Source organism: Actinoplanes solisilvae (genome assembly GCF_003999975.1).
Taxonomy (GTDB): Bacteria; Actinomycetota; Actinomycetes; order Mycobacteriales; family Micromonosporaceae; genus Actinoplanes; species Actinoplanes solisilvae.
On the sequence record NZ_RJAC01000001.1, the window covers coordinates 200,763 to 225,589 of the forward strand.

The following is a 24,827-nucleotide window of genomic DNA, read 5'->3' on the forward strand; positions in this document are numbered from 1 at the left end:
GCCGCAGTGACGACGATCTTCAGACGGCGGCGAGCACCGCGGCGGTGACCAGCATCCGGGCGTCCGCGTCGGCCCACGGCCCGACCAGGTAGAACGCGTCGACCACGTCACCGCCCAGGGTGGAGATGCGGGCCGCGCGCACCTCGGCGCCGGCCTCGTCGAGCGCGGTCGCCACCCGATAGAGCAGGCCCGGCGAGTCGGCCGCGCGCAGCTCCAGCACGGCGGCGCCGGTCGCCTCGCCGCGCTGCCAGACCACACGCGGTTTCGCCGTCCCGCCGCGCGCGCTCATCGCCCGCGCCCGCACCCGCTGGGTCACCGAGATGTCCCCGGCGGCGACACGGCGCAGGTCGGCGGCGAGGGCGAACGGGTCGTACGGGGTGCCGTAGCGCGGCTGGGTGAAGAACTCGACGATGGCCCGGCCGTCGACCGTGCTCGCGTTCGCCCCGACGACGTCGAGCCGGTGCATGGCCAGGCAGGCGGCGACGGCGGCGAGAAGCCCCCGGCGGTCAGCCGCGGCCACCGCGAGCCGGTCGCCGTCGAGGTGGACGGCGGGCAGGTCGCCCTGCAACAGCTCGGGGTCGGGCGCGGGCGGCGCCGGCAGCTCGCCGGTGTCGAGCGCGGTGTGCACCCGGCCGACCAGCTCGGCCATGAGCCGGCCCTTCCAGTCCGACCAGGCGGCCGGGCCGGTGGCGTGCGAGTCGGCCCGGGCCAGCGCGTGCAGCAGGTCGAGGGTGGTGCTGTCGCCGACCGTCTCGGCCACGCTCGAGATGGTGACCGGGTCGCTCAAATCGCGGCGGGTGGCCACGTCGGGCAGCAGCAGGTGCAGCCGCACCATCTTCTCGATCGTGGCCACGTCGGCGGGCGGCAGGCCGATCCGGGCGGCGATGGCGGCGGCGATCGGGGCGCCGACGATGCTGTGGTCGCCGGGCAGGCCCTTGCCGACGTCGTGCAGGAAGGCGCCGAGCAGCAGCAGGTCGGGCCGTTCGACCTCGCGGGTGTAGGCGGTGGCCTCGTACGCGGCCTGCACGAGATGGCGGTCGAGCGTGAACCGGTGGATCGGGTGGTGCTGGGGCAGGCTGCGCAGCCGGGCCCACTCGGGCAGCCACGCGTCGATCAGCCCGTAGCGGTCGCACGCCTCCCAGGTCGGCAGCAGGCCGGGCCCCGAGCCGAGCAGCGAGATCAGCGCGGCCCGGGCGGCCGGTGGCCAGGGCGCGGGCAGCGGCGGGCAGAACGAGGCCAGCCATTCGCTGGTGGCGCGGGCGATCGGCAGGCGTACGGTGGCCGCCGCGGCGGCGACGCGCAGCGAGAGACTGGGGTCGGGCACCGGGCCGATGGCGGTGCGGGCGAGAACCAGTTCGCCGTCCTGCTCGACCACGTCCCGCGCGACCGGCCGGCGGGTCGGCGCGCCACCGGGCACCCCGCGCCGGCGTCCGCTGCGCAACCGGTCGGCAGCCCGCCACGCGTCGTCAAGAGCATGAGCGACCGTACGGGCATCGCCCGCGACCCGCCGCAGCAAAGCGTCCCCGTCGTCGAGGTCGAGCAGCTCGGCCACGGCCTTGCGTTCCTGGGCCACGAGCCGGTCGACCCGGCGTCCCACGGCCAGGTGCAGCGCGTCGCGGGTGTCGAGCAGCCGCAGGCTCGCCGCACGAACAGCCGGGCGCATCGTGTCGGCCACCCCCGCGCGCCCGATCGCGCGCAGCAGGGTCACGTCACGCAGCCCGCCCGCGGCCTCCTTGAGATCGCCCTCGAGCAGGAACGCGAGCTCGCCGTGGCTCGCCCAGCGGGTGGCCGTGAGCTCCTTGAGCTGGGGCAGCAGGCGCACCGCGGTGCGCCGCCACTGATCACCGGCCGCCGCGACGAGTTCGCCGCTCAGGGTCGCGTCGCCGGCCACGTGGCGGGCGTCGAGCAGACCGAGGGAGACCTTGACGTCGTCGTGCGCGACCGACAGCGCCTCCGGCAGCGTGCGCACGGAGTGGTCGAGGCCGAGCCGGGCGTCCCAGATCGGATACCAGAGGGAGGCGGCGATCCGGTCGATGCCGGCCGCGCCGTTGTGCAGCAGTACGAGGTCGAGATCGCTGTAGGGGGCGCAGTCGCGCCGGCCCAGCCCGCCCACCGCGACCAGGCTGACGCCGGGCAGGTGGGCGGGGAACAACTGCCGCAGCCACGCGTCGAGCGCCGCGGCCCGATTCTCGCGGGCGGCGGCGCCGAGGTGTTCGCGGAGCTTGTCCAGCGAACCGCCGACCGGCACCTGGGGCGGGGCCGGCGGCTCACTGGACGTGGTTGCCATCAGAGGGCGTCGAGACCGCGCTCGCCGGTGCGGACCCGGATGACGTCGTCGACCGACGTGACCCAGACCTTGCCGTCACCGATCTTGCCGGTGCGGGCGGCCGTGACGACGGCGTCGACGATCTTCTCGACGTCGATCTCGTCGGTCACCACCTCGACCTTGATCTTGGGCAGGAACTCCACCGTGTACTCGGCTCCCCGGTACACCTCGGTGTGCCCCTTCTGCCGCCCGTACCCCTGTACCTCGCTCACGGTCAGGCCGGTCACGCCGAGGGCGTGCAGAGCCTCCTTCACCGCGTCGAGCTGGTACGGCTTGATGACCGCGGTCACCAGCTTCATGCTCAGTCCTTCCATGGGTGCAGTCATGGGGATATCTAACCGGCGACCTTCTGGCTGACGTCAGCCTTGCCGTCAGCGTCGATGCCCTGCTTGTTCAGGCCGGCCATCGCGAACGCGCTGCCCGAGCTGCTGCCCGAGCCGCCCGACGGGGTGAGGTCGTACGCGGTCTCGCCGTGGTCGGCGATGTCGATGCCGCCCACCTCGGCCTCCTCGCTGACCCGGCCGAGCTTGACGGCCTTGAGGATCAGGGCGAGGACAGCGGCGATGACGAACGAGTAGACCGTGACCGCGAGGCTACCGACGAACTGACGCCCGAGCTGGGTCGCGCCGCCGCCGTAGAACAGGCCCTCGGACGCGCCGAGCACGTCGGTGATGGCGCCGTTGACCTGGGTGGTGGCGAAGAAGCCGATGAACAGCGAGCCGATCCAGCCGCCGACGAAGTGGACACCGACGACGTCGAGCGAGTCGTCGTAGCCCAGCTTGTACTTCAGGCCCACGGCCAGGGCGCAGACCACACCGGCGATGATGCCGAGCAGCGCCGCGGGCAGCGGGGCGACGAAGCCACAGGCGGGGGTGATGGCGACCAGGCCGGCGATGGCGCCGGAGGACGCGCCGACCAGGGTCGGCTTGCCGTCACGCAGCCACTCCACGACGCACCAGCCGACGACGGCCGCCGCGGTGGCGAGCTGGGTGTTGACGAAGGCGACCGCGGTGGTGCTGTCGACGGTCAGCTCCGAACCGGCGTTGAAACCGAACCAGCCGAACCACAGCAGGCCGGCGCCGAGGGCGACGAACGGCACGTTGTGTGGGCGCATGTTCTCGCGCGGCCAGCCGATGCGCTTGCCGAGCACCAGCACGAGGGCCAGAGCCGCCGCGCCGGCGTTGATGTGGACCGCGGTGCCACCGGCGAAGTCGAGCGCCTTGAGGTTGGCGCCGATCCAGCCGCCGCCCCAGACCCAGTGGGCGACCGGGACGTAGACGATGGTGAACCAGCCGACGGCGAAGAGGACCCAGCCGCCGAACTTGAGGCGGTCGGAGATCGCGCCGCTGATCAGGGCGACCGTGATGATGGCGAACATCATCTGGAAGGCCATGAACACGTACGTCGGGATGCCGGTCTCGCCCCACATGGCGGTGACCCAGCTGGTGCTGGTGCCGGCGTAGCCCCAGTTACCGATGATCTTGTTGACGCCCTCGGAGCCGTTCGCGCTGAACGCGAGCGAGAAGCCGTAGAGCGCCCACAGCAGGGAGATGAGCCCGATACTCGAGAAGCTCATCATCATCATGTTCAGAACGCCCTTGGACCGGTTGAGGCCACCGTAGAACAGCGCCAGACCCGGGGTCATGAGCAAAACGAGCGCAGACGACAGGAGCAACCAGGCGGTATTGCCGGTGTCGATCTCCACGCTGCCTCCTCTCGGAATGAAGGTGTCCTCTCAAACGACCCCCGAGCAGCACTGCCCATCGGCCGGTTTCGTGACGAGACCCTTCCGGTCCGAGGTTTCACGCACGGTCTACGCTCGATTTCCAGCGCGTGACGGACTGTTTCGTACGTGTGAAGAAACTCTCACAGCCGGTTCGACAAAACCTCGTGAACTGCGACAATCACCGCGGAAAATCGGTCATCCGGGTGCAACCGGATTGTCAACGCTCGATCAACGAAGAGCGTATTCGAGGGTGTGACGCTCGTAATCGAGCAGCCGCAGATCGCGCATCGGACGGCGCAGATGACCCTTGTGAACAATCCGTACGAACGCCGGGTCGCCGGCCGCGGCCATGCGCCGGATGCCCTCGACGTGATCGACGATCCTCTTTCGGATCGTGCGCACCAGACGGTGCCGGTCGCGCGGGATCAGGCCGTACGCGTCGGCGAACAGCCGCAACCGGCGCGGGCGGTTCGGCCGCTTCCAGCCCAGGGTGTACGAGTCCCGGTCGCTGAACAGGGGCACCCAGGTCCAGGCGGCATAGGCCACGTCGTAGATGCGCGCGCCCGGGGAGGCCAGGTCGAAGTCGATCAGCGAGAGGGTGCCGTCGGGCCGCCAGACCACGTTGTGGGGCGCGGCATCGTGGTGACAGATCACCTCGGTGTCGGGCGGGGGCGGGCCGAACGAGCGCCACACCGCGCCGGGCGGCGGCACGAACCCGTATTGAGCGTCGTGGAACATCCGCAGCATGGTGGCCACGGTGACCAGCGCTTCCTCGGTGACCCAGTGAGGGGCCAGCGGGTATTCGCCGCACTCGCCGTCGAGATATGACAGGACCTCGCGGCCCTTGTCGTCCATGCCCAGCGCGTGCGGCGAGCCGGTGAAGCCGACCCGCTCGAGGTGGTTGAGCAGGCCGTGCACGGCCGGCGTCCACGGCCCGGCGTTGCGCCGCACGGTGTCGCCGACCTTGGAGACGGTGCTGACGTTGCCGCCGTGCAGCGGGATCTCCCGCTCCTGCGTCATCAACACCCTCCCTTCAGCCTGGCTTCTTGCTCGTACGTTGCTTCGAGGTTACGCGGGGCTGCCAAGCAGCGCTTCGACGAAGGCGGCCGGCTCGAAGGGGGCCAGGTCGTCGGGGCCCTCGCCCAGCCCCACCAGCTTGACCGGAATACCCAGCTTGCGCTGGACGGCGATGACGATTCCGCCCTTGGCGGTGCCGTCGAGCTTGGTCAGCACGACACCGGTCACATCCACCACTTCGGTGAACACGCGTGCCTGTTCCAGACCGTTCTGTCCGGTTGTCGCGTCGAGGATCAGCAGCGTCTCGTCGACCGGACCGTGCTTCTCCACGACCCGCTTGACCTTGCCCAGCTCGTCCATCAGGCCGACCTTGTTCTGCAGCCGCCCGGCGGTGTCGATCACCACGGTGTCGACCTGAGTCTCGATGCCACGCTTGACCGCGTCGAACGCGACGCTGGCCGGGTCGCCGCCCTCGGGGCCGCGCACGGTCTCGGCGCCGACCCGCTCACCCCAGGTGGCGATCTGGTCGGCCGCCGCGGCGCGGAACGTGTCGGCCGCGCCGAAGAGCACCGAACGCCCGTCGGCGACCAGCACCCGGCCGATCTTGCCGCAGGTCGTGGTCTTGCCGGCCCCGTTCACGCCGACCACCAGCATCACGGCGGGCCGGCCGTCGTGCGGGGTGGTCTTCAGGGTGCGGTCGAGGCCCGGCTCGAGGGCCGAGACGAGCTCTTCGGTGAGCTGTTCGCGCACCTCGGAGACGGTGCGGGTGCCGAGCACGCGCACCCGCTCGCGCAGCCGCTCGACGATGACCTGGGTCGCCTCGACGCCGACGTCGGCCCCGATCAGGCTGTCCTCGATCTCCTCCCAGGCGTCCTCGTCGAGGTGGTCGCGGGAGAGCACGCTGAGCAGGCCGCGGCCGAAGACGCTCTGCGAACGCGACAGGCGGGCCCGCAGCCGCACCAGGCGGCCGGCCGTCGGCTCGGGCCGGTCGACCTGCACCTCGGTCTTGTCGACGGGCGTCTCGACCAGCGGCGGCAGGTCGCGGTCGGGCACGATCAGAGGCGGCGCCGCAGCCTCGGGTTCAGCCTCGGGCTCGGCCTCGGGTTCCGCGGCCGGCGGGCGCTCCAGGGTCGTCGTGCCCCCGCCCGAGCCCATCGGCGGCAGCTGGCGACGGCGCATGCGCGGCACCACCAGGCCGACCACTCCGGCGACCAGGACGACGAGCAGGATTACTGCGGCGACCACGTATTCCATGCGGAAATCCTGACAGATGTCCCGGCCGGACGTGTGGTCGGCCGACGAGTGGCGGCTCACAGCACATGTGACGGAGGATGGTCTCCCCTGCGACAAAGCGTGGAGGCTCTCCCATGCGCCACACCCCGGCGTTCCCCCGGTGACCGCTCACCTGCTCATCGGCCCCCTGCTGCGACGGGTGGTCGGTGACCGCGCCACCGTGTGGGTCGAGACCTCCGAGCCGGCCCACGTGCGGGTCGAGGCCGACGGCGGGGGCTCCGGCTCGGCGCCCACCTTCACGGCGTACGGGCATCATTACGCCCTGGTGGTCGTCGAGGGTCTGCGCCTCGGCACCTCGAGCACCTACCGGGTCCTGGTCGACGACCGTCAGGTCTGGCCGAGCACCGAGTCGTCCTATCCCCCGCCGACGATCCGCACCCGGCCCGCCGACGACGCCGGGACTCCCGTACGGCTGATCTTCGGCTCCTGTCGCGAGGCGACCCCGAGTGCGACCGCCCGGCGGCTGCCGCCCGACGCGCTGGATGCGTACGCCCGAAAGCTGATGACCGACCCGCAGGACCCGTCGTTGCGCCCCGACCTGATCGTGCTGCTCGGCGACCAGGTCTATGCCGACAAGACCTCGGCCAAGGTGCGCCGGTTCCTGCGCCGTCGCCGCGCGGCCGGTCACGACGGGCCGAACGACCAGGTCGTGACGTTCGACGAATACACCAAGCTCTATCTGGAATCGTGGCGCGACCCCGAGGTGCGCTGGCTGTTCGCCTCCGTCCCGACCGTCATGATCTTCGATGACCACGAGCTGATCGACGACTGGAACACCAGCGAGGCCTGGCGCCGCGACATGAACCAGCAGTCGTGGTGGGAGGAACGCATCACCGGCGGCCTCGCGTCCTACTGGGTCTATCAGCACCTGGGCAACATGGGCCCCGACGAACTGGCCGTCGACCCGCTCTTCCAGAAGGTCACCCAGGTCGACGACGCCACCGACCTGCTGCACGAGTTCGGCCGCACGGTCGACAACGCCCAGCAGGTCTACCAGTGGAGCTACAGCCTCGACATCGGCCGCACCCGCGTCGTCATGCTCGACAACCGGTGCAGCCGCGTGTTGACGCCCGACCGCCGCGAGATGCTGCCCCCCGCCGAGTGGAACTGGTTCGTCGACCAGGCCCACGGCTCGTACGATCACCTGGTCGTCGGCTCGTCCCTGCCGTGGCTGATGCCGCCCGCGATCCACTACCTCGAGGCGTGGAACGAGAAGACAGCCGCGTCGAACCGCCCCTGGGTGGCCGCCACGGCCGAGAAGCTGCGCCGCGCGGTCGACCTGGAACACTGGGCAGCGTTCGGGCGCTCGTTCAACGCCTTGGGCGAGCTTTTCCGCCGCTTGGGCGAGGGCGGCGACGGCGCCCCCGGCCACCGGGTCGGCGCGGGCGGGGCCTATGCGTCCCCCGCCTCGATCAGCGTCCTGTCGGGCGACGTCCACCACTCATATGTGGCCGAGGTCGACTTCGGCACCGACGTGGCCACGCCGGTCATGCAGCTGACCTGCTCACCGGTCCACAACCAGGTGCCGGCCTTCATGCGCCCCCTGATGCGTTTCAGCTGGTCACGAGCGGCCGCCCACGGCGTACGGGGTGTGGCCCGCTCGGCCGGCGTCCACCGCCCCGCCTGGTCATGGAAGCGCCTGGCCGGCCCCTACTTCGGCAACGCCATCAGCACCCTGGTCCTCACGGGCCGAGACGCCACCGCCCGAGTCGACGGCACCGACAAGGACGGCAACCTCTTCTCGGTTGCCGAGGTTCCCTACCCAAGATAGATAATCTCCGCGATCCGGACTCAAGGTTGTTCGTAAGAGTTAATTACCTCCTGCCGAACAACTTTCTCTCAAGTTGTTCGGTACATTTATTTTTCTTCTACCGAACAACTTTGGATGTGCACCTGTGTCAGGACGTGGTCGACCCACCCGAGCGGCCATATACCAACGCCTCGACGAGGCAGTCACCGAGTTGCGGACCCGGCTGGGCGGACTGCCTTCTCCGATGGAGGCGGAGGACATCTGGGCCGACATCTGGCACCAGGAGGCCCACAACAGCACCGCCATCGAGGGGAACACCTTGATCCTGCAAGAGGTCGAAAAGCTCCTGGAGGAAGGACGCGCCGTGGGCGCAAAGCCCCTCCGCGACTACATGGAGGTCAAGGGCTACGGCGACGCGGCTCGCTGGGTCTATGGCCAGGCGCTGCACCCCGGCCAATGGCAGGACAACGAACTGGTGTCCATACAAGAAGTACGGCACATCCATCATCTCGCCATGACCCCGGTATGGACGGTGGCACCACATCCCCATGCTCGCGATTCCGAGGGTCCTGGGAGCTTCCGTCAACATGAGATCGCCACGTTCCCAGGCGGGATGAAGCCCCCGCCCTGGACCGAGATCGACGCCCTCATGCTCGACTGGACCCGTGCCGCGAACGCCATCGGCGAGGCATCGTCATCGACGCCGTGGCCTGAGCATGTAGCTCTGGTCCACAACCAGTTCGAGTGTGTGCACCCCTTCATCGACGGCAACGGTCGTACCGGACGACTCGTCCTGAATCTCGTGCTCGGCCGCCTTGGCTACCCACCAGCGATCATCTATAAACGCGACCGGGATAGATACCTCAACTCACTCAGAAAGGCCGACGCGGGCGACCCAGGACCGCTCGGCGAGCTGATCGCGCGCAGCGTGACGTCCAACCTCTACCGCTTCGTTATGCCAGCGGTGGCGGGGCCGGTGAAGTTGCTGCCTCTTCCAGCCCTCGCAACACGGGAACTGAGTGAGAACGCTCTCCGAGTGGCAGCGCACCGCGGACGACTTCGCGCGGTCAAGGAAAACGACGGCACCTGGCGAAGCAGTAAGAAGTGGGTAGCTGACTACGTGCGTTCGCGACACAAGCGCGTGTAATGGGCGGGGTCACTCTGGGAGGTCGAGGGCCTTGCGCAGGTAGGGGAGGTGCTGAGGGCCGGTCCAGCGGTAGGCGGAGAGGCCGGCGGCGCGGGCTCCGCGGACGGCGCGGTCGTCGTCGTCGATGAAGAGGGTGAACTTCGGGAGGACGCCGAGGAGCTGGCAGGCCTTGGTGAAGAACTCGGGGGCCGGCTTGTGGGTCTTGATCTCCCACGAGCTGATGATCACGTCGACCTCGTCGGTCAGGCCCAGTGTGTCGAGGTCGCCGCGGAGGCGGTCGGTGGCGTTCGTGGCCAGGCCTACCTTGCGGCCGGCCGCGCGGACCTCGCGGATGAACGCCAGCACCTCGGGGTCGGGCTCGCCCCGGTACGACTGCCATTCGGCGACTGCGGCGCGCGCCTCGTCGGGGTCGATCGGCAGGCGGGACGCGACGAGCTCCATCCACTCGGCGTCGGTGATCTCGCCGGCCATCGCGGGGCGGTAGATGTCCCACGACATGGCCGTCTCGAGCAGGGCGGCCGGTTTGAGGCCGTGGCCGACCTCGACGGCGATCATCGGGGCCGGGTCCCAGCGGCGCAGCACACCGTCCAGGTCGATCAAAAGGGCCTGGGCGCGCTCGCGCGACATGGGGTTACTCCTCTTCGTGCTTCAACCGCTGACTGATCACCTGGGTCACACCGGCCCGCATCGTGACGCCGTACAGGGCGTCGGCGACCTCCATCGTGCGCTTCTGGTGCGTGATGATCAGCAGCTGACTCTTCTCCCGCAGCTGTTCGAAGAGCGTAATCAACCGGCCGAGGTTGACGTCGTCGAGGGCGGCCTCGACCTCGTCCATGATGTAGAAGGGCGACGGGCGGGCACGAAAGATCGCGCAGAGCATCGCGACCGCGGTCAGCGAGCGCTCGCCGCCGGAGAGCAGCGACAGCCGCTTGATCTTCTTGCCCGGCGGGCGGGCCTCGACCTCGACGCCGGTGGTCAGCATGTCCTCCGGGTCGGTGAGCACCAGCCGGCCCTCGCCGCCCGGGAACAGCACCTGGAAGACCTGCTGGAACTCGCGGGCCGTGTCGTCGAAGGCGGACTGGAACACCTCGAGGATGCGCTCGTCCACATCCTTGACCACGGTCAGCAGGTCCTTGCGCGTGGCCTTCAGGTCTTCGAGCTGGTCGGAGAGGAACTTGAAGCGCTCCTCGAGGGCCGCGAACTCCTCCAGCGCGAGCGGGTTGACCTTGCCGAGCAGGGCCAGGTCGCGCTCGGCCTTGTTGGCCCGCTTCTCCTGGGTCGGCCGGTGGAACGGGGCCGGCTCGGGAACGGGCTTGCCGTCCTTCTCGGCCAGGGCCACCTCGGCCTGCGTCGGCGGGACCGGCTGCTCGGGGCCGTACTCGATGATCAGGGTGTCGACGTCGAGCGAGAAGTCCTCGGCCGCCTTGGCTTCGAGCTGCTCAATACGCATGCGCTGCTCGGCACGGGCGACCTCGTCGCGGTGGACCTCGCTGGTTAGCCGTTCCAGCTCGCTGACCAGGCGCTTCGCCCCGGCGCGAACCTCTTGCAGCTCGGCCTCGCGCAGCGTGCGGGCCTGGGCCAGTTCGTCACGCACCTCGATGGCCGCGATCAGCGAGACCTGCACCCGGGCCAGCGCGGCGCCGGCGCCCAGCGCGACCGCCTTGGCGATCTCGGCGCCCCGGGCCCGTGCGGCCCGCCGGGCGGCGGCGCGCTCGCGGGCCTGCCGTTCGGCGTTGGCCTGGCGCATCAGCGAGTCGGCGCGTCCGGCGATCGAGGAGACCCGTTCCTCGGCGGTGCGCACCGCGAGCCGGACCTCCATCTCGTTCTGCCGGGACTGCGGCACCAGCGCGGCCAGCCGGTCACGTTCGTCGGTCGACGGTTCCTCGTCGATCGGGGTCGCCTCGGCCAGCCGCAGCCGCTCCTCGAGCTCGGCGACCCGCATGAGGTCGGCCTCGCGGGCGGACTCGGCCTTCTGCCGCGCGGCGCCCAGCCGCTCGGTCTCGGCCTTGGCGGAGCGGGCGGCCGCGCCCAGCTCGGCGAGCCGGCGCGCGGCGGCGTTGCGTTCGCCCTCGGCGGCCCGCTTGGCCGCGGCCGCGACGTTCACGGCCTCCTTGTGCTGCGCGACCTCGGCACGTGCGGCGGCCAGCTGCTCCTTGAGCTCGCCGATCGACGACTCGGCCTCGGCGCGGCGGGCCTTCGCCTCGTCGACCGCGGCCTGCACCTCGAGATAGCTCGTCGCCTTGCCCGAGCCGCCGGCGGCCGCGTACGCCCCCAGCACGTCGCCGTCGGGCGTGACCGCCCGCAGCTCGGCGTTGGCGGCGACCAGCGCCACAGCAGCGGCGTGGTCAGGCACGAGTACGACGTCACGCAGCGCCCGGTTCAGGGCGGGGCGCAGGTTGTCGGGGCAGCCGATCACGTCGGGCGCCCACACGTCCCCCTCGGGCAGCGAGGGCCGCAGGGCGTCGAGCGGCCCCTGCATGCCCGGCCCGGCCGGGGACGCCACGACCAGCGCGGCCCGCCCGGCGTCGGCGATCTTGAGCGTCCGCATGGCCTCGACGGCCTCGTCCACGCCGGAGAGCGCGACGGCGTCGGCCAGCGAGCCCAGCGCGGCGGCCAGGGCAGCCTCGTGTCCGGGCTGGACGGTCAGCATCGAGGCCAGGCTGCCCAGCAGACCCGGAACCTCGCCCGCCTTGGCCAGCAGTGCCCCGGCGCCGTCCTTGCGCTTCAGTCCGAGTGCGAGCGCCTCCTCGCGGGCCTTCCAGCTCGCCGCGTCTTTCTCGGCGGCGCGCTCGGCGTCGGAGAACTCCCGGACGATCGCCGACGCCCGGTCGTGCTCGGCGACCGCCTCGGCGTGCCGCTCGTCCAGCTCGACGTTGTCCCGGTCGGCCTCGGACGACTCGGCCGCGACGGCGTCGACCTCGCCCTGCGCTGTCTCGGCGCGCATCATCGCGTCGGTGTGCGCGGCGGCCAGACGCTCGATCTCGTCGGTGGCGCCCTCGGTGCGGGCGCGGGCCGCGTTCACGTTGCCGGTGAGCTTGGCCAGGCCCTCACGCCGGTCGGCGATCGCCTTGGCCGCCGAGCGCAGCGCGCCCTCAGCCGCGGCCAGCTCGCGCTCCAGCTCCTGGCGGTGCTCGATCGCCTCGGCCAGGCGCATCTGGTCGTCGGTGAGGGCCTCGCGCAGCTCCTCCTCCTGCTCGCGCACCCGATCGGCCTCGGCGACGAGCTGGTCGGGGTCGCGACCCGGACGCTCCTCGTCGGGCGTGGCGGCCAGGTGACGCAGGCGCTCGGTGGCGAGCTGCTCGGTCGAACGGAAACGCTCCTGCAGGGCGGAAAGCTTGTACCAGGTGTCCTGGGCGGCCTGCAGCAGAGGCGCGTCCTCGGCGTGGGCGAGCTCGAGGTCGGCCAGGTGGCGCTGCACTTCCCGGTTCTCGTCCTCGACCTGGCCGCGGCGCTCGCGCATGGCCGACTCGTCGGCGATCTCGCGGTCGAGGGTCGTACGCAGGGTGTGAAGGTCGTCGGCGAGCAGCCGCAGCCGGGCGTCACGCAGGTCGGACTGGATGCCGGCCGCGCGGCGGGCCACCTCGGCCTGCTTGCCGAGCGGCTTGAGCTGGCGGCGCAACTCGGCCGTGAGGTCGGTGAGCCGGTTGAGGTTCAACTGCATCGCGTCCAGCTTGCGGATCGCCTTTTCTTTCCGCTTGCGATGCTTCAGTACGCCCGCGGCCTCCTCGATGAAGGCCCGGCGATCTTCCGGCTTCGCGTGCAGCATCGCGTCGAGCCGACCCTGGCCCACGATGATGTGCATCTCGCGGCCGATGCCGGAGTCGCTCAGCAGTTCCTGGATGTCGAGCAGCCGGCAGGCGTTGCCGTTGATCTCGTATTCGCTGGCGCCGTCGCGGAACATGCGCCGGGTGATCGACACCTCGGTGTACTCGATCGGCAGCGCGCCGTCGTTGTTGTCGATCGTGAGCGTCACCTCGGCGCGGCCCAGCGGCGCGCGGCCCGACGTGCCGGCGAAGATGACGTCCTCCATCTTGCCGCCGCGCAGCGCCTTGGCGCCCTGCTCGCCGAGGACCCAGGCGATGGCATCGACGACGTTGGACTTGCCGGAGCCGTTGGGGCCCACCACACAGGTGATGCCCGGCTCCAGCCGCAGCGTCGTAGCGGAGGCGAAGGACTTGAAGCCCTTGACCGTCAGGCTCTTGAGGTGCACGGATCTCCGAGGGTCGGTCGTCTTCTGCTTCGGCGCAGACTACCCCCGGCGCGAGTCGGCGAACGTTACCGCCGCTCCGCGTCCCGCAGAAACTGGACAAAATGACCCGCCAGTGCTTCCCCGGGGACAAAAAGATGCGCGCCTCCACTCTCGTGGCGGCGCGCGTTTTCGGGGTGCGTCTTTGGTGCGAGGGGATTCGAGCCTGATTCAGGGGCCGCCCGGCACGTGTGGTGACGAGGCCATGACAGCCGATGGAGCTCAGGTCAGAGCGGGCTCGGTCAGCCGCGCGAAATCGTCTGCCTCCGCGGCGGCCGCCGCGAGACGATCATTTTCGGCACGAAGCCGGGTGACCTCGAACTCCAGGGCCTGCACCCTGGAACGCAGACGGGTGACCTCGTCGAGCAGGCGCCGATCGGGCGCCGCACCTACGTGGCCAAAGAGGGCCTTCGCCATGGTGACTCCTTGAGAAGCACTGCTTCTTCTTGTGGAAAGCGTTGCCGGAGAGGCCGACCAACGCGCGCCCAGCATGCACCGCAGGTCTGAGCTCAAGGGCACGCTTGGGCACAGAATCATGCACCCTAGGAAAGGATTCTCAAGGTGCAGATTTCTCACGTCCAACTGGAACCGGGCATGAGTGGGCGCGACTGGCGACTCCTCCATAGTCCGCCGCAAGCCAGAATCCGTCAAGCGCTGCGGAGGCGTCCCGTCGCCGGTGAGCAGTGAATCATCCCACCCGAAGGGTCGTCAGCAGGCCAAACAGGCCCGCGACCCCGGGTAATTGTGATCACGCCTCCACTCTTGAAGATCAAATAAGGCGCCAAAGTTGGCATGCCCGATCCCGGGCCAGGCCTCGATCTTGACTCGCCTCATTCTTCCGGCGCGACCCGATTTCCCACAATCTCGTCGATCACACCGCCCACGTAACTTGACGCGGACCACACCTGATTCGTGACCGCGTCGCCCGCGGGTGGGCCAAACCGCTCCGACTGCCCGCGGCGCAAGCCCGCCGATGACCCGTCCCGCACGGAGTCACCCACCGGCACAATGGATCACAGACAAACGGACTTTTCATCTCAAAGCAGGCGACAAATAGGATAAAAATCGCTTAATTGTGTCGTCTAGCTGACAGGCCGCCCCGCGTTCGGCGAAGTGTTTCGTTGCCTCCATCGTGAATCCGACCCCGCCGCACGAGCGCATCTGCCTGCTCACCGGCGGCGGGTACCCGTACCGGCGGGACGCCCTGAGCGGATGGTGCCGAACCCTCGTCCAGGGCCTGCGCCGCTTCCGCTTCGAGCTGCTCACCGTGACCGACCGGGAACCGCCGCCCGCCCCCGCCTACCCGCTCCCGCTCAACGTCGGCTCGGCCCGCGCCGTCGCCATGAGCCGCGGTGGAACCCGTCACGAACGTCGCCGCGGCACCGACGGCGACCTGGCGAGGGCCGCCGCCACGCTGCTCTGCCAGGGCCTGATCGGCGACCATCCCGACGAGGTGTTCGCCGGCGGACTGAGGCGGGTCGCCGACAACCCGTCCCTGCTGCCCGCCCTGCCCCTCGCCGACGCCCTGCTCGAATCGTGGCGTACGGGTCACGATGTTCCGCGGCTCAGCGTGCGCGACGCCCGCACCGCCGCCGCCCTGCTGCGCCACGCCCTCGGCGCGATCACCGTCCACCTGCCCGACGCCGGCCTCGTGCACTGCGTCGGCGGCACGACCCCGCTGCTCACCGCCTTGGCCGGCCGCTGGCGCACGGGCGTCCCACTGCTGCTCACCGAGGCCCGCGCACCGGTCGCCCGGCACAAGCCGCACGAGGAACGGCTGTCACCGGCCGTACGGACCGTGCTGCGCCGGCTGCGCGGCTCGGTCGCCCGCACCGGGTACGCCGAGGCGGGGTTGATCGCGCCGCTCAGCGCCTATCACCACAGCTGGGCGCTGCGGCACGGCGCGCAGGCGGCCAAGCTCGTGCAGGTGCCGGCCGGGGTCGACCCGTCGGAGTATCCGGTCGCGGCCGAGCTCGAGTCCGGCCCCGCCGTGGTCTGGGCGGGCAGCGGCGGCCCCGACAGCGGCCTGTCCCCGCTGCTCGCTGCGTTCCAGCACGTCGTCGCGGCGATCCCGGGCACCGTGCTGCACCTGGTCGGGGTCACCGCCACGCACGAGGACCACTGCGCCGAGCAGATCGAACGTACGGGGCTGGGCCGGGCCGTACGCCTGCACCCGCTGCCCGCCGACCGGCGCGACCGTTACACGGCGGGGCACGTCGTGGCGCACGTGCCGGGACCCGCCGACCCGCCCTATCGGCTGGTCGAGGCGATGATGTCGGGCCGGGCCGTGGTCGGGGTCGATGTGGGACCGGCCGCCGAGACGCTGGGCGACGCGGGCGTGCTGGTGCAGCCGGGCGACCCGGCCGAGCTCGCGATCGCCGTCGTCGGCCTGCTGCGGTCGCCGACCCGTCGCCGGGTGCTGGGCGACGCGGCCCGCCGTCGCGCGCTGACCCATTTCACCAACGACCGGGTGGTCCGCGTCTACGGCGCTCTCTACACCGATCTCGTGGCGCCACCCCCGCCGACCGCGTATGAGCTGGCCCTCGCCGTGCCGGCCCCACGCTCCGAACCTCCGGCCACCCTGCGCTGGCTGGTCAGTGAGAGGCACTCCGCATGACGATCACGCCCGCACGATCAAGAGCAACTTCCCGGCGTACGCATCGACGCGCGCCCGCCGTGCCTCGGCATTCACTGCCACCGGAGACGATCCGTCCACCGAAGACGGTTCCGGAAACAGACCTACCCGTGCCGGAGCAGGAACCTCGGATGCCCGAGCTTGCGCCCGAATTGTCAGCAAAGGCCCCGCCTCGTTCCCATCGAGCCCCCGCCCGCCGCGCTTTCCTCAACGCCGCCCTGCTGCGCTGCGCCCTCTATCTGGGCCCGCTCAGCGTCGCGGTCGCCGCCGCCGGTCCGCTGGCCCAGGTCGCCTGGCCCGTCCCGCTGGTCACGCTGCTGCTCGGCTGGTCGGCCGCCCAGGCTCTGACCTGCACCGGCGTCGCGGTCGCCCGCCGCGAGGGCCCGGCCGCCGCCGCTCGCCTGGTGGGCAGCGGTTTCGCCGCCGTCGCCGGGCTCTGGTGCGCGCTGGTCTGGGTGGCGCCCTCCACTGTGGTCGGCTCGCAGCGCGGCCTGGCCCTGGTGATCGGCCTCGGCGGTCTGGGCACCCTGGCCACCGTCACCGCCGCGTTGGTGACCCGGGCCGAGGCCGCCGTCGTCCTATGGAGCCTGCCGTGCTGGCTCCTCGCCGCCCTGACCCTGGCCGACCTGCTAGGCGGCAGCGTGAGCAGCGCCGGCCGCCTGGGCCGCCTGATCACCGAAACAGCCGGCGCGGTCCCGATCGGCACCCTGCTCCCCGCCGCCATCGTGGTCGCCCTGATCCGCGCGTTCCAGCCGGCCGTCCTACCCGGAACCCGTGCCCGCAGCGCACAGCGGCTGACCCCCGCCGAGCTGCGACGCGGCGGTGGCTACCTGATCATCGGCGCGTCCCAGGCGGTCTGCGTCGGGCTGGTCTGGCAGGCCGGCCCGTCCGGCTCGACCGCCCCGTTCTGGCTGCCGTTGCTGCTGGCCGTGCCGGTCCTCGAGGCGCTCATCGGTTGGCACACCGGCCAGGTCGACGCCGGGCTGGACGAGGCCGAGACCGGCGAGGAGCTGCGCAAGCACGTCCGCGGCGTCACGCTGATCACGCTGGCCGGGCTGCTGCCACCGTTCGCCGTGGGCGTCGCGCTGGCCCTCGCCGCATACCGTCTGCCCGCGGGCCTTCCCGCGCTGGCCGGCACTCAGGCCAGTGTGCTGGGCCTGGCCGGCGGCACCCTGCTCGGTGGCGTCTTCGCCATCACCTATCTGCTCGCGGCCCGAACCCGTACGGGGATCGCCGCGACCCTGGCCGCCGCGCCTCCCCTGGTCATTGTGGCCCTGCCGTTCCTTCCCCTGCCCTCCTCCGGCCCCCTGCCCGACGCCGTCGCCGTGCTCGCCGCCACCCACCTGGCCGGCCTGCTCGTCGTGGCCCTGACCGCCCAGCCGACGTCCGATGACGACCCGCGGAGAACATCATGAAAACCCTGTTCCCCCCGTACGCCCACCCGTCGCCGGAACTGCCTCTCGACGGCGACACCTGGATCGTCCGTGAGCTGCCGGGCGAACGGCGGTCCCTGCACCAGTCCCTGGGCAAGATCGACCTCGACTGGGGCACCCGTTCGCTGGCCGACGTGCTGGCCGACGTCGACGCCTGGCGGGCCGACGGTGCCGAGGGCCTCTTCCTCGACCGGGCGCCGGCCGGTTCCGGCGGGGTGGGCCCGGTCGCGCTGACCGTGCGCCTGGCCGCCCGCCGCGGCCTGCACCGGGTGGTGCTCAATCCGGGCGTGCCGACCCACCCGCTCTACCGCGATCTGGGCGTACGCATCTGCACCTTCGAGGGGCCGTGGTCGGCCTACCAGAGCTGGGACGGCGACGGATCACGGCCGGGCGACGGCCACCTCGTGCACCGGGTGCCCGCCGAGCTGCTCACGGCCGCGCGGCGACTGATGGGCCGGCGTGGAGCGGGTTTCGGGCTGGCCACCGACGCCGGCCCGCTCGTCAGTGCCGAATCGTTCGCGGGCGGGGCTGGCAGCGCGGACAACTGAACGACGACCGGTTCATGAACTGCTCGCGGCGCATCGGCGTACCGCACCGGTGGCACGGCTGACCCTCGCGGCCATAGGCGTTGAGCGACCGGTCGAAGTAGCCGCTCTCGCCGTTCACGTCGACGTAGAGCTCGTCGAAGCTCGTGCCGCCCGCGACGATCGCCTCACCGAGCACATCACGAACGTGGGCGAGCAGACGGCGTACGGCGGGCCCGGTCAGTTGATCTGTAAGCCGGGCGCCGTGAAGCTGGGCCCGCCACAGAGCCTCGTCGGCGTAGATGTTGCCGACGCCGGAGATGAGGGTCTGATCGAGCAGCGCGCGCTTGATCTCGGTGTGCTTGCCGCGCAGCCGGGCGACGAAGGCATCGTCGTCGAAAAGCTGGTCCATCGGGTCGCGGGCGATGTGCGCGATCTCGTCGGGCAGCTCGGCGCCCCCCTCCGAGACGGAGAGCCCGCCGAACGTGCGCTGGTCGACGAAGCGCAGCTCGGGGCCCCCGTCGGTGAACGTGAACCGGATGCGCAGGTGCTTCTCGTCCTCGGCGTCGCCCGGCTGCATGAGCAATTGGCCGCTCATGCCGAGGTGACCGATGATCGCGTCACCGGAGTCGAGCGGGAACCACAGGTATTTGCCGCGGCGGGACACGTCGAGGACGGTGCGGCCGGTCAGCAGGGCGATGAAGTGCGCGTCGCCGGTGATGTGCCGGCGGATCGCGCGCGGGTGGTGCACCTCGACCGACTTGATCGTGCGGCCGGCCACCCATTTGGCCAGCCCCATCCGCACGGTCTCGACCTCGGGCAGCTCAGGCACTGCGAACTCCTAAAGCGTGTAGGGCCACACGGCGACGAGATAGGCGCCGTACCAGAGACCGAACGCCGCCCAGGCCGCGATTGATACCACAGCGACCCGGGGGCGAGCACGGGCGGCGGCGGCGACGGCCGGAAGCAGCGTCAACAGTACGGGCAGGAGCAGCCGGGGCTTGGAGTGGTAGAACCCGGCCTGGCCGTAGACGAGCACCATGGCGATCACCCCGTAGACGGCGATCGGGGGCCACGGACGCTGGGCGAGCGCGACCCCGGCGGCGGCCAGGGCAGCGAGCAGGATGAACGCGACACTGACCGGGACCCAGCCGTCGCCGCCGCTCAGCGTCGTGTTCAGGAACTTGACCGTGCTCGCCCCGAAGTCGAACGACGTGCCCCAGCCCGCGGCCTGGATGCGGAACCACGCGACCGGGTCACCGACCCGCCAGCCGACCCAGGCCAGGAACAGCGGCGCGCCGGCCAGGGCGAGTGCGGCGGCGCCCAGCGGCTGCCAGGCCTTCTCGCGCGACTCGCGGACGGCCAGCACGGCGGCGACGGCCAGGGCGACCGCGGCGGCGGCACCGGTCGGGCGGCTCAGCGCGGTGAGCAGCCCGAGCAGGCCGGCCGCCCACCAGACCCGCCGGTGCGCGGCGACCAGCATGCCGGCGACCAGCGCGACGAAGATCGACTCCGAGTAGCCCATCGAGAAGACGATCGAGACCGGCGCGGTGCAGAGGATCGCGACCAGGGCCCAGCCGGCCCGCTTGCCGTACAGCGAGGTGCCCAGCAGGTGCAGGGCGACCGCGGCGCCGATCGAGGCGAGCCAGGCCACCACGAGCGACGCCGTGTGCGCCTCGATGCCGAGCGTGGCCACGAACCGGATGAGCAGCGGGTAGACCGGGAAGAAGGCCAGCTCGTTGCCCTGCAGAGCACCCGAGGCGTCGTACGTGTAACCGTGTGGATAACCGTCGACGGCGACCCGGTAGAACCAGCCGGCGTCCCAGACCAGCAGCCGCTCGCGGATCCCGACCGGGTTCTGGGAGGCGTTGTCCAGCCAGGCCAGGATGACGAGCTGGGCGACCCGGGTGAGCGCGAAGATCCCGACGGCGATCCCCACGCCGCGCCGGCCCCCGGCGAGGTCCCACAACCGGGGTTTCTCGACCGCCACCGCCAGGCTCACTCGCTGTCTTCGAGCTCGTCGTCGGGCTTGTCGTCGGGCTTGTCCAGCAGGCTCCCGTCGGGCTCGCTGGTGCGCTCGGTCAGGATGCGCCAGGCGGCCGCGGCGGCCCGCTGCTCGGCCTGCTTCTTGCTGCGCCCCTCGGAGCCGCCGTAACGCTCGCCGGCCACCACCACCCAGGCGGTGAACGTCTTGGCGTGGTCGGGACCGGAGTCCTCGATCACGTAGTCGGGCACGCCGAGGCCGAGCGCCGCGGTGAGCTCCTGCAGGCTGGTCTTCCAGTCGAGCGCGGCGCCGCGGCCGGCCGACTCGGCCATCAGCGGGTCGAACAGCCGGTGGATGACCTCGCCCGCGACGTCCAGGCCGTGCTCGAGATAGATCGCGCCGAGCAGCGCCTCGAGCGTGTCGGCCAGAATGCTCGCCTTGTCGCGCCCGCCGGTCGTCTCCTCGCCCTTGCCGAGCAGCAGGTGCCGGCCCAGCCCCTCCGGGCCCAGACCGCGGGCCACGTCGGCCAGCGCGTGCATGTTGACCACGCTGGCGCGCAGCTTCGCGAGCTGGCCCTCGGGCAGGTCGGGGTGGTTGTGGAAGAGCGCCGAGGTGATCACGACGCCGAGCACCGAGTCACCGAGGAACTCGAGGCGCTCATTCGTCGGCAGCCCACCGTTCTCGTACGCGTACGAGCGGTGGGTCAGCGCGCGCTCGAGCAGGCCCGGCTCGAGCGGGACCCCGAAGGCCTCCTCCAGCGGCAGGGTCGGCGGTCGGCGACGCTTGTCACTCATGAGGCACCTCGTTGTGTTTCGATCATCTCGGCCATCGCCGCGACCGCGGCTCGGCGGTGGAGCTGGGCGGCGAAGGCGATCCCGGCGGCGAGATCCGGGCCCGAGGCGGCACCGTGGCAGACGACCACGGTCCCTTCGACCCCGAGGAGCAGCGCCGCGCGGGGAACCCGCCGCTCGTTCGGGGGCCCGATCTCGGCGTACGCCGTCTCGAGCCCCTTGAGCAGCACATTTCCGGTGAATCCGTCGGTCACGACGACGTCGGCGATGGCGCCGGTGACCACATCGTTGCCCTCGACCAGGCCGACGTAGCGCCCGCCGCCGGGCAGGTCGAGGCCGGCGAGCAGGGGTGGGAGGGCGCGGCGCAGGCGATCGCCCTTGCCGCGTTCGATGCCGATGGTCAGCAGGCCGACGCGCGGGCGCGGAACCCCATGCACGACCGAGGCGTACGCGGCCCCGAGCCGGGCGTGCATGGCCATCGTCTCTTCGTCGGGGTCGACCGAGGAGCCCACGTCGAGCAGCACCAGCCGCCCGGAAAGGGTGGGCAGCACGGCGGCGAGGGGCGGACGGCGTACGCCCGGGCGACGGCCCAGGCCGAGGGCGGCCGAGGTGACCGTGGCGCCGGTATTGCCGGCGGAGAGAACAGCGTCGGCGCCGCCCTGGGCGACGGCGAGCACCGCGGAACGTACCCCGGACTCGACCCAGCTCTCGACCGGATCGCCAGGAGCTATGGGCAGCGTGCTGATCCGGGCGCGGTCGCCCGGTGCGAGGGCACCACGAACCTCATCGGCCGCTTCGAGCGGGCCGACGAGCAACAGGTGAAGGGCCGGGTCGGCCTGGCAGGCGCGCAGAGCGCCGTCAACCACGACGGCGGGAGCATGGTCCCCGCCGAGGAGGTCGACGGCGATCCGCGCGGTGCCCGGCTCCCCGACAGTGAACTGTCCGGAAGCCGTGGCACCGATCGGTCGCCGATGCTCAGGAGCGACCCGCCCGGCAATAGGGCGCGTCACTTAAGAGACGCTCAGACCTCGAGGACCTGGCGGCCGTTGTAGGTGCCGCAGACCCCGCACGCGGTGTGCGGCAGGTGCGGCGACTTGCACTGGGGGCACGCCACGGTCTGCACCGCGGTCGCCTTCCAGTTCGCCCGGCGGGACCGGGTGTTGCTGCGCGACATCTTGCGCTTGGGGACGGCCACGGTACCTACTCCTCAGAATCTTGCTGCTGCGGCGAAGCCGTCTGGGACGGCTCACTCCTCAGAATCTTGGTCTTGCGGCGGAGCCGCCTTGGACGGCTCAGCTAGGTTGCGCAAAGCGGCCCAGCGGGCATCGATCTCCTCGTGGCTGTGGTCAGCCGGAAGGTCGTCGAAGTGCACCCCGCACTCGGGACACAGCCCTGGGCAGTCCGGACGGCAGAGCGGGTTGGTCGGCAGCGTCAAAACCACCGCGTCCCGCACAGCCGGCTCCAGGTCGAGCAGGTCACCCTGCATGCGACCGACCTCGTCCTCGTCGGTCGTCTCCTCCGTGGTGCTGTCCTCGTAGGCGAACAGCTCCGCGATCTTGACGTCGAAGGACTCGTTGATCTCGTTGAGGCAGCGACCGCACTCGCCGGTGAGCGTGGCGCGGACACTACCGCTGACATAGACCCCCTCGGAGACCGACGTGAGCGTCAGATCGAGCTCGACGTCCGACCCCTCGGGGACCGAGATCAGCTCCAGACCGAGGTCGACCGGTGCCGGGATCACCCTTTTCAGGGCACGCGTCGCACCAGGCTGCCGTGGAAGTTTCGTCGTGTCGACGACGAGCGGCTGCCTGGGGTCCAGGTGTGAGTGTGGTGACTTGGGCATCGTTTATCCTCAGCCGTGGGTAGGCCGACAGGAAAGGTTACCTGAGCTGCCGCCGTACCGTCGAATCCGGGTGGTGTTCCCCGAACTCACTAGAACGGTAGAGGGCGCTCCGCGTCTTCCCCCTGGAAGGTCCCGATCTCGCGCAGCGCGTGCATCTTGTCGCGGCCACGCTCTATCGACGAGAGCGCCCGGGTGAGGAACTGCTCGAAGTTGGCCAGGGCGGTGTCGACGTAGTCGTCGACCTCTTCCCGCAGGCGCTGGGCCTCGGTGCGGGCCTCGGCGATGATGCGCGCGCCCTCGTGCTCGGCCGAGACCGTGATCTCGTTCACCGAGACGAGACGGGCATGCTCGGTCTCACCCTCGCTGATGATCCGATCGGCCTCGCGGCGGCCGGCCTCGATGATCCGGTCACGCTCCTCGAGCACGGCGCCGGCCTTGCGCAGCTCGGACGGCAGCTCGGCGCGCACGTCCTCCAGGCGCTCGATCATCTCGGTCCGGTCGTACATGAAGTTCGTCCGCGACATGGGCACGGAGCGCGCTTCCTGAACGAGGTCGATGATCTCGTCGATGCGGTCGAGCGGATCCACGAGTGCTCACTCCCATCCAACCGCCCCGCCCGCCGCCCCTATCAGGACTGAAGGCAGAGCCATCTTGCCCCACGCAGCGTGGTGCGATCACGTTACTGCGTCACCGCCCGAGCCGCTTTTGGCGCGCCGACAGGGTGCGTTCCGCCTCAGTTCTGCTTGAGGCGGGTGACCAGCCGCTCCCCGACGAAATCAGGCACGTACGCCGAGGCGTCGCCACCCCACTTGACGACGTCCTTCACGAGGCTCGACGAGAGGAAAGAGTAGAGCGGATTCGTCGGCATGAAGAGCGTCTCGACCCCGGACAACCCGATGTTCATCTGCGCCATCTGCAACTCGTAGTCGAAGTCGCTGACCGCGCGCAGACCCTTGATCACCACAGCCGCGCCCTGCGACCGGCAGAAATCGACGAGCAGACCGTGGAACGAGGCGACCCGGACATTGTCGTACGAGGCAGTCGCCTCGCCCAACATCTCGATGCGTTCCTCGATCGTGAAAAGGCCCGTCTTCGACTGATTGATCAGCACGCCGATGATCACCTCGTCGAACAGCCGGCTGGCCCGGCCGACGATGTCGAGGTGGCCGTTGGTGACCGGATCGAAGGACCCGGGACAGACCGCTCGTCTCATGATCGGCGACCGTACCAAAGTGTGGTCTCCCCGTAGCGCCGGCTTCGATCCGCGGTGATGCCGTCCACCCAGGTCACCGCGCCGCCCCGAGTGGCCCGCTCGAGGATCACCACAGCGTCGGGGGCCAGCCAGCCAAAATCGATCATCGATTGTTGCACGTCAATGAGTTCCGCGTCGGTCACCGCGTACGGCGGGTCGGCGAAAACGACGTCATAGGCGCCACCTTCGGGAGGCCCTTCGACGACCTGGGCGACCTTGCCGGTCACCAGTCGCGCCGCGTTACCGACCCGCAGCGCCACGATGTTGTCGCGAATCACCCGGCCGGCGCGCGCATCCGCCTCGACCAGAAGGGTGAAATCGGCGCCGCGCGAAAGCGCCTCGAGCCCGACCGCCCCCGAACCCGCGTAAAGATCCGCGAACCGCACCCCGGACAGATCGATCATCGACTCGAGCGCACTGAAGAACGCTTCACGGACTCTGTCCGATGTGGGCCTGGTCAGCACGCCGGGCGGGGCCGACAGCCGCCGGCCGCCGTGGGTACCAGCAATGATCCTCGTCATCAGCCCTCGAAAAGTTCATGAGTGAACACCTGTCGAAGCTACTTGACGGCTTCCCGAATGACCGCGCTGAGTGGTCAGGTTATCGCCGAAACGGCCACTCTGAGCAACGGGACGGTACCGTACCGTCGATCGAAGATCACGACTCGGCAACAGCAGTTTTAAGCGTCCCTGAGGGATTTCCCAGATTCGCGTAAGTCGCTATGGTCACTGCTCGTTGCAAGCTGCATTTCGAGCTTGCTCGATGACGTGGGGAGGCGTCGTCGCCGGCAGTCGCCATTTCGTCCCTGGTTGACAGCCCGCCGCTTCCTTGCGCTTGACCCCCCTGATCTCCAATCACAG

The 24,827-nt window shown here is 70.5% G+C and carries 22 protein-coding genes; 5 read left to right on the forward strand and 17 right to left on the reverse strand.

What is annotated here, in order from left to right:
- Nucleotides 1-19: 19 nt before the first annotated feature.
- From EER30_RS00930 to ftsY, 5 genes are all read right to left on the reverse strand, one after another.
- Entirely contained in the window at nt 20-2,287 is a 2,268-nt protein-coding gene (locus EER30_RS00930; RefSeq protein ID WP_127497309.1) for a [protein-PII] uridylyltransferase, read from the reverse strand.
- Entirely contained in the window at nt 2,287-2,625 is a 339-nt protein-coding gene (locus EER30_RS00935; protein WP_205650117.1) for a P-II family nitrogen regulator, read from the reverse strand. The genes EER30_RS00930 and EER30_RS00935 overlap by 1 nt, the downstream gene beginning before the upstream one ends.
- Before the next feature lie 35 nt (nt 2,626-2,660).
- Complete coding sequence (locus tag EER30_RS00940; protein ID WP_127497311.1) at nt 2,661-4,031, reverse strand: ammonium transporter; 1,371 nt, start codon at nt 4,029-4,031, stop codon at nt 2,661-2,663.
- 249 nt (nt 4,032-4,280) lie between these two features.
- Nucleotides 4,281-5,072, reverse strand: coding sequence for an aminoglycoside phosphotransferase family protein (locus EER30_RS00945; RefSeq protein ID WP_127497313.1), 792 nt, complete (start codon nt 5,070-5,072; stop codon nt 4,281-4,283).
- A 48-nt stretch (nt 5,073-5,120) separates the two neighbouring features.
- Nucleotides 5,121-6,323 carry a signal recognition particle-docking protein FtsY gene (gene ftsY / locus EER30_RS00950; protein WP_127497315.1) on the reverse strand — a complete coding sequence of 401 codons (1,203 nt, stop codon included), beginning with the start codon at nt 6,321-6,323 and terminating at the stop codon, nt 5,121-5,123.
- Between the two features lie 139 nt (nt 6,324-6,462).
- Between ftsY and EER30_RS00955 the strand changes: the two genes are divergently transcribed.
- Both EER30_RS00955 and EER30_RS00960 read left to right on the forward strand, forming a co-directional pair.
- Nucleotides 6,463-8,133, forward strand: a complete 1,671-nt coding sequence (locus EER30_RS00955; RefSeq protein ID WP_240669696.1) for an alkaline phosphatase D family protein — start codon at nt 6,463-6,465, stop codon at nt 8,131-8,133.
- A 223-nt stretch (nt 8,134-8,356) separates the two neighbouring features.
- On the forward strand, nt 8,357-9,259 hold the full coding sequence (locus EER30_RS00960; protein ID WP_240669697.1) for a Fic family protein: 903 nt from the start codon (nt 8,357-8,359) through the stop codon (nt 9,257-9,259).
- 9 nt (nt 9,260-9,268) lie between these two features.
- Here EER30_RS00960 and EER30_RS00965 read toward each other — a convergent pair whose 3' ends face one another.
- The 3 genes from EER30_RS00965 to EER30_RS00975 all read right to left on the reverse strand — a co-directional run bounded on the left by EER30_RS00965 (nt 9,269) and on the right by EER30_RS00975 (nt 13,922).
- Entirely contained in the window at nt 9,269-9,886 is a 618-nt protein-coding gene (locus EER30_RS00965; RefSeq protein WP_127497319.1) for an HAD family hydrolase, read from the reverse strand.
- Nucleotides 9,887-9,890: 4 nt separating this feature from the next.
- Nucleotides 9,891-13,469, reverse strand: coding sequence for a chromosome segregation protein SMC (gene smc, locus EER30_RS00970; RefSeq protein WP_127497321.1), 3,579 nt, complete (start codon nt 13,467-13,469; stop codon nt 9,891-9,893).
- Between the two features lie 258 nt (nt 13,470-13,727).
- Nucleotides 13,728-13,922 carry a hypothetical protein gene (locus EER30_RS00975; protein WP_127497323.1) on the reverse strand — a complete coding sequence of 65 codons (195 nt, stop codon included), beginning with the start codon at nt 13,920-13,922 and terminating at the stop codon, nt 13,728-13,730.
- Between the two features lie 715 nt (nt 13,923-14,637).
- Between EER30_RS00975 and EER30_RS00980 the strand changes: the two genes are divergently transcribed.
- From EER30_RS00980 to EER30_RS00990, 3 genes are all read left to right on the forward strand, one after another.
- The gene (locus EER30_RS00980; protein ID WP_127497325.1) at nt 14,638-16,122 is read left to right on the forward strand and encodes a DUF3492 domain-containing protein; all 1,485 of its coding nucleotides are present in this window, start codon (nt 14,638-14,640) and stop codon (nt 16,120-16,122) included.
- 149 nt (nt 16,123-16,271) lie between these two features.
- Nucleotides 16,272-17,555 carry a hypothetical protein gene (locus EER30_RS00985; protein ID WP_127497327.1) on the forward strand — a complete coding sequence of 428 codons (1,284 nt, stop codon included), beginning with the start codon at nt 16,272-16,274 and terminating at the stop codon, nt 17,553-17,555.
- Nucleotides 17,552-18,121 (forward strand): spherulation-specific family 4 protein, encoded by a 570-nt coding sequence (locus EER30_RS00990; protein WP_127497329.1) that lies wholly within the window; start codon nt 17,552-17,554, stop codon nt 18,119-18,121. Before EER30_RS00985 ends, EER30_RS00990 begins: the two co-directional genes overlap by 4 nt.
- On the opposite strand, the gene mutM is transcribed toward EER30_RS00990, so the two are convergent.
- The 9 genes from mutM to rsmD all read right to left on the reverse strand — a co-directional run bounded on the left by mutM (nt 18,075) and on the right by rsmD (nt 24,488).
- A complete protein-coding gene (gene mutM, locus EER30_RS00995; protein WP_127497331.1) occupies nt 18,075-18,929 on the reverse strand; it encodes a bifunctional DNA-formamidopyrimidine glycosylase/DNA-(apurinic or apyrimidinic site) lyase in 855 nt (284 codons plus the stop codon). The two genes, EER30_RS00990 and mutM, sit on opposite strands and share 47 nt — an antisense overlap.
- 9 nt (nt 18,930-18,938) lie before the next feature.
- Nucleotides 18,939-20,099: a hypothetical protein gene (locus EER30_RS01000; RefSeq protein WP_127497333.1), complete on the reverse strand. Its 1,161-nt coding sequence runs from the start codon at nt 20,097-20,099 to the stop codon at nt 18,939-18,941.
- A complete protein-coding gene (gene rnc, locus EER30_RS01005; RefSeq protein ID WP_127497335.1) occupies nt 20,096-20,875 on the reverse strand; it encodes a ribonuclease III in 780 nt (259 codons plus the stop codon). Before rnc ends, EER30_RS01000 begins: the two co-directional genes overlap by 4 nt.
- Nucleotides 20,872-21,834 (reverse strand): phosphate acyltransferase PlsX, encoded by a 963-nt coding sequence (locus tag EER30_RS01010; protein ID WP_240669833.1) that lies wholly within the window; start codon nt 21,832-21,834, stop codon nt 20,872-20,874. The genes rnc and EER30_RS01010 overlap by 4 nt, the downstream gene beginning before the upstream one ends.
- A gap of 59 nt (nt 21,835-21,893) precedes the next feature.
- Nucleotides 21,894-22,067 (reverse strand): 50S ribosomal protein L32, encoded by a 174-nt coding sequence (gene rpmF, locus EER30_RS01015; RefSeq protein ID WP_097318372.1) that lies wholly within the window; start codon nt 22,065-22,067, stop codon nt 21,894-21,896.
- 51 nt (nt 22,068-22,118) lie between these two features.
- Nucleotides 22,119-22,715: a YceD family protein gene (locus EER30_RS01020; RefSeq protein WP_127497339.1), complete on the reverse strand. Its 597-nt coding sequence runs from the start codon at nt 22,713-22,715 to the stop codon at nt 22,119-22,121.
- 89 nt (nt 22,716-22,804) lie between these two features.
- Nucleotides 22,805-23,302 (reverse strand): ATP synthase subunit B family protein, encoded by a 498-nt coding sequence (locus EER30_RS01025; protein ID WP_127497341.1) that lies wholly within the window; start codon nt 23,300-23,302, stop codon nt 22,805-22,807.
- 146 nt (nt 23,303-23,448) lie between these two features.
- On the reverse strand, nt 23,449-23,928 hold the full coding sequence (coaD, locus tag EER30_RS01030; RefSeq protein WP_127497342.1) for a pantetheine-phosphate adenylyltransferase: 480 nt from the start codon (nt 23,926-23,928) through the stop codon (nt 23,449-23,451).
- Entirely contained in the window at nt 23,925-24,488 is a 564-nt protein-coding gene (gene rsmD / locus EER30_RS01035) for a 16S rRNA (guanine(966)-N(2))-methyltransferase RsmD (protein WP_127497343.1), read from the reverse strand. The genes coaD and rsmD overlap by 4 nt, the downstream gene beginning before the upstream one ends.
- Nucleotides 24,489-24,827 lie beyond the last annotated feature (339 nt).

Bases quoted from the DNA above. Each gene is read 5' to 3' on its own strand.
- EER30_RS00930 (WP_127497309.1), bottom strand. From the start codon at position 2,287: ATGGCAACCACGTCCAGTGAGCCGCCGGCCCCGCCCCAGGTGCCGGTC.
- EER30_RS00935 (WP_205650117.1), bottom strand. From the start codon at position 2,625: ATGAAGCTGGTGACCGCGGTCATCAAGCCGTACCAGCTCGACGCGGTG.
- EER30_RS00945 (WP_127497313.1), bottom strand. From the start codon at position 5,072: ATGACGCAGGAGCGGGAGATCCCGCTGCACGGCGGCAACGTCAGCACC.
- ftsY (WP_127497315.1), bottom strand. From the start codon at position 6,323: ATGGAATACGTGGTCGCCGCAGTAATCCTGCTCGTCGTCCTGGTCGCC.
- EER30_RS00960 (WP_240669697.1), top strand. From the start codon at position 8,357: ATGGAGGCGGAGGACATCTGGGCCGACATCTGGCACCAGGAGGCCCAC.
- EER30_RS00965 (WP_127497319.1), bottom strand. From the start codon at position 9,886: ATGTCGCGCGAGCGCGCCCAGGCCCTTTTGATCGACCTGGACGGTGTG.
- EER30_RS00975 (WP_127497323.1), bottom strand. From the start codon at position 13,922: ATGGCGAAGGCCCTCTTTGGCCACGTAGGTGCGGCGCCCGATCGGCGC.
- EER30_RS00985 (WP_127497327.1), top strand. From the start codon at position 16,272: ATGCCCGAGCTTGCGCCCGAATTGTCAGCAAAGGCCCCGCCTCGTTCC.
- EER30_RS00990 (WP_127497329.1), top strand. From the start codon at position 17,552: ATGAAAACCCTGTTCCCCCCGTACGCCCACCCGTCGCCGGAACTGCCT.
- rnc (WP_127497335.1), bottom strand. From the start codon at position 20,875: ATGAGTGACAAGCGTCGCCGACCGCCGACCCTGCCGCTGGAGGAGGCC.
- EER30_RS01020 (WP_127497339.1), bottom strand. From the start codon at position 22,715: ATGCCCAAGTCACCACACTCACACCTGGACCCCAGGCAGCCGCTCGTC.
- coaD (WP_127497342.1), bottom strand. From the start codon at position 23,928: ATGAGACGAGCGGTCTGTCCCGGGTCCTTCGATCCGGTCACCAACGGC.
- rsmD (WP_127497343.1), bottom strand. From the start codon at position 24,488: ATGACGAGGATCATTGCTGGTACCCACGGCGGCCGGCGGCTGTCGGCC.